The 3778-nt window shown below is 63.5% G+C and carries 3 protein-coding genes and 1 pseudogene; 2 read left to right on the top strand and 2 right to left on the bottom strand.

Annotated features, from left to right (window positions below):
* On the bottom strand, positions 1 to 278 hold a 278-nt coding region (locus tag EOD07_RS26275; RefSeq protein WP_127237487.1), incomplete at its 3' end, for an SH3 domain-containing protein.
* Positions 279 to 437: 159 nt separating this feature from the next.
* A complete protein-coding gene (locus EOD07_RS26270; RefSeq protein ID WP_040991721.1) occupies positions 438 to 1337 on the bottom strand; it encodes a DMT family transporter in 900 nt (299 codons plus the stop codon).
* Between the two features lie 327 nt (positions 1338 to 1664).
* Between EOD07_RS26270 and EOD07_RS26265 the strand changes: the two genes are divergently transcribed.
* Positions 1665 to 2963 carry an adenylosuccinate synthase gene (locus EOD07_RS26265; protein WP_127237486.1) on the top strand — a complete coding sequence of 433 codons (1299 nt, stop codon included), beginning with the start codon at positions 1665 to 1667 and terminating at the stop codon, positions 2961 to 2963.
* Positions 2964 to 3032: 69 nt separating this feature from the next.
* A pseudogene (locus EOD07_RS26260) lies at positions 3033 to 3778 on the top strand (hypothetical protein); the annotation flags it as partial.

The raw sequence follows: 3778 nt of genomic DNA, 5'->3' as shown, positions 1-3778 counted from the left end.
ATCACGGGTCGAACGACGTGGGAACGCTCGAGGTAATTCGCGCTCGCCCAGCCGTGAATCCCGGCCGCATTAATCGAGCACCAGCTGCCCTGGCAAAGGTTCAGCGTAACCCTCTGGCCCGCCGGCAAGGTTGCGATCTTCGCATAGTGCGCGCCCGGGCCGCTGCGCACATTCAGCGATGTCGTGGTGTGGGCGACCGTGGCCGCCGACGCCGGTGCGGGAAAGGCCGCGAGGCCGACAAGGGCGCCGATCAGCGCCAAAAACATCCGGAAATTCATGGTTCCCTCTCTGGTCGATGAAAACAACCCGGCTGTGGCATCTGTTCGTCGAAAGTTGAGAGAGTCAATGCCGCCACAGGCTTTGGTATATCGAAAACATCAATATCCTTAATGGGATAGAAGTTGCTGACGACTGCTTGGCACATTATGCGGGAGATATCATCCTGTCTGCAGCACTGTTCTGCTGCCGCTGTATTCGGCAAGGGCAATGCCCCCGAGGACAAGCGCCAGCGCGAAAGCCTGATAGGGCTGAAACTGCTCGCCGACGATCAGCACCGAAAGCAGCGTGCCGAAGATTGGCACCAGGTTGATGAACAGTCCGGCGCGGTTGGCGCCGATCAGCTCGTTGCCCTTGATGTAGAAGATCTGCGCGATGACGGAGGCGCCGAGCGCCGTGTAGAGCGTCAGCGCCCATCCATGTGCGTCCGGCACGATGACGCGGCCGGCCACGATCTCCCAGATGAAGAAAGGCACCGAGGTCAGAAGCGCGGAGATCGACAAGGCGAGCATCAGGCTTTGCCAGCGAATGGCGGGTTTCAGGCGCAGCCCGACCGAATAGAGGCTGTAGCAAAGCACCGCGACGAGCATGATGGCGTCGCCGAAATTGAGGTCGAGCTTCAGCAGCTGAGGAAGGTCGCCATGGCTTGCGGTCAGCGCGACACCGACGATGGTGAGCGCGACGCCGACGATCTGCAAAGCCTGAACGCGCATTCGGAAGAAGATGAAATTGGCGAGGATGATGACGATCGGGATCGCGGCCTGCTCGATCGAGACATTGATGGCGGTCGTGTAGTTGAGCGCGGTGTAGAAAATGACGTTGAAGAATGTAAAGCCGCAGGTGCCGAGAGCCGCGACCAGCCGCCAGTGCCTGCGCAGCTTCGGCCAGTCTTCGCGCAGCGGCCGCCAGCCGAAGGGCAGCAGGATCAGCACCGCCATCACCCAGCGCAGGAACACCAGCGTCATCGGGGAGACATGGCCGACGGCAAGCTTGCCCGCCACCGAGTTGCCGCCCCATAGCAGCATGGTCGACAGAAGCAGAAGATAGGCGGCTCGGTGCATCGGCAAATCCGGCGCGGCGCAATGCGTTCAAGGGTCAAGGCCGGGGTAGTGCGGCAGCGGCGGCAAGTAAATGATGCGAAAGCCGGATTTTGTTATGCCTGAACCGGGTTGACGTTCGCCGGCGGCGCCTTTTTGATCCTACTCCTGGCCGAAGCATAATATCCTCCGAAAGCCGGTAGTCGCCTTTGCGTTCGCCGACCTTCGGTTCAGGGATGACGTGCCAAAGGATGGTTTCGGCGGCAAAGAAGGGGTCGCGCCGGCCGGCGCTTGACGCTATAGAGGCCTGTCGTTTCAGGCCGCCCGCGCGGCATTTCAAGGGAAAAGAACATGGCCAATGTGGTGGTCGTCGGCTCGCAGTGGGGCGACGAAGGCAAGGGCAAGATCGTCGACTGGCTGTCGGAACGGGCCGATGTGGTCGTGCGCTTCCAGGGAGGCCACAATGCCGGCCATACGCTGGTCGTCGACGGCAAGGTCTACAAGCTGTCGCTGCTGCCCTCGGGCGTGGTCAGGCAGGGCAAGCTTTCGATCATCGGCAATGGCGTGGTGTTCGATCCGCATGCCTTCGTCGCCGAAGCCAAGAAGCTCAAGGAACAGGGCGTGGAGGTCACGCCGGAGCGCCTGAAAATAGCCGAAAACACCGCGCTTATCCTGTCGCTGCACCGGGAGCTGGACGGATTCCGCGAAGACGCCGCTTCGAATTCCGGAACCAAGATTGGCACGACCCGCCGCGGCATCGGCCCCGCCTACGAGGACAAGGTTGGCCGCCGCGCGGTGCGGGTGATGGATTTGGCGGATTTGGAAACGCTCCCCTTGAAGGTCGACAGGCTGCTGACGCATCACAACGCGCTGCGCCGCGGGCTCGGCCATCCGGAAGTGACGCATGAGGCGATCATGCAGGAGGTGACTTCGGTGGCCGCCGAGATCCTGCCTTATATGGACCGCGTCTGGAAAGTGCTCGACGACAAGCGCCGCGCCGGCGAGCGCATCCTGTTCGAGGGCGCGCAAGGCACGCTGCTCGACATCGACCACGGCACCTATCCCTTCGTCACCTCGTCCAACACGGTGGCGGGCCAAGCGGCAGCCGGTTCTGGCGTCGGGCCCGGCGTCATCGGCTACGTTCTCGGCATCACCAAGGCCTACACGACGCGCGTCGGCGAGGGACCGTTCCCGACCGAGCAGAAGAACGAGATCGGCGAGTTCCTCGGCACCCACGGCCACGAATTCGGCGTCGTCACCGGACGCAAGCGGCGCTGCGGCTGGTTCGATGCCGTGCTGGTGCGCCAGTCCGTCGCCGTCAACGGCATCAAGGGCATCGCGCTCACCAAGCTCGACGTGCTCGACGGACTGGACGAGATCAAGGTCTGCACCGGCTACCGGCTCGACGGCGAGACGATCGATTACCTGCCGGCCAGCCAGGGCGCGCAAGCGCGGGTCGAGCCCATCTACGAGACGCTCGAGGGCTGGAAGGGAACCACGGCCGGCGCCAGAAGCTGGAACGATTTGCCGGCGCAAGCCGTCAAATATGTCCGCTATATCGAGGAGCTGATCGGCGCCCCGGTGGCGCTGCTCTCCACCAGCCCCGAGCGGGACGACACAATACTTGTGACCGACCCGTTTCAAGACTAGTTTCGCAGCCCTTCCCGGCGCTATGGCTGATTTGCGGCCGGCGGGAAAAAAATGCAGGTCACCTGACGCATGGCAGATTTCGTTAGTGTTCTGAAGAAGCAGCTCGACAAGAAGGGGGATCCTTCGTTCGAGGTGCGCAAGCAGATATACGACGGTGCCCGCGCGGTGCTGGCGAAGAAGCTCGCCGAATATTCCCCGCCGCTGGCGCCCGATGTCGTCAGCAAGCAGAAGCGCTCGCTGGAAGACGCCATCTCCAGCGTCGAGCGCGACTATGTCAAACGCGTTCCGGCCGAGGATCCGCTGGCGGAGCTGGAGCATATCTTCTCCTCCATCGACCGTAACAAGAACCAGCCGAACCACTCCCGCCAGCCGGCGGCGCCTGTGCCTGCGAAGCCGGATCCGTTCAAATCCGAACCGTTCAAGCCGGCGGCCCCGCCCGCCAGGACGGAACCGAGCTGGCAAAGCGCGCCGAAGGCGGAGCCCGCGCCGCAGGACCCTGCGAAGGCCGAGCCAGCCTGGCAGAACACGGCAAGGACCGAGCCAAGCTGGCAGGCCGCGCCGAAGGCGGAGCCTGCCTGGCAGAAGGCGGCGCCGCCGATGCCGTCGCCGCGTGAAGACGATGTGGGCGTGGCCGGCATGGACGATGCCGATGATGGCGGCGATGTCTTTGCCAGCGATGAGCAGCCGGCCGACACTTTCCAGCGCCTGCGGCCACAGCCGCAGGAGCGCAAGCGCGGCTATGGCGGCTTGATCGCCGCTCTCATCGCGCTTCTGGTGCTGGCGGGCGGCGGCTACGGCATATGGCTGAACAAGAA

Source organism: Mesorhizobium sp. M2C.T.Ca.TU.002.02.1.1, from assembly GCF_003997225.1.
Note: the sequence above shows the minus strand (reverse complement) of the source record. Positions and strands in the feature narration are given on the sequence as shown.

Excerpts from the sequence above, each read along its gene's own strand:
- EOD07_RS26265 (WP_127237486.1), top strand. The coding sequence starts at position 1,665 with ATGGCCAATGTGGTGGTCGTCGGCTCGCAGTGGGGCGACGAAGGCAAG.
- EOD07_RS26270 (WP_040991721.1), bottom strand. The coding sequence starts at position 1,337 with ATGCACCGAGCCGCCTATCTTCTGCTTCTGTCGACCATGCTGCTATGG.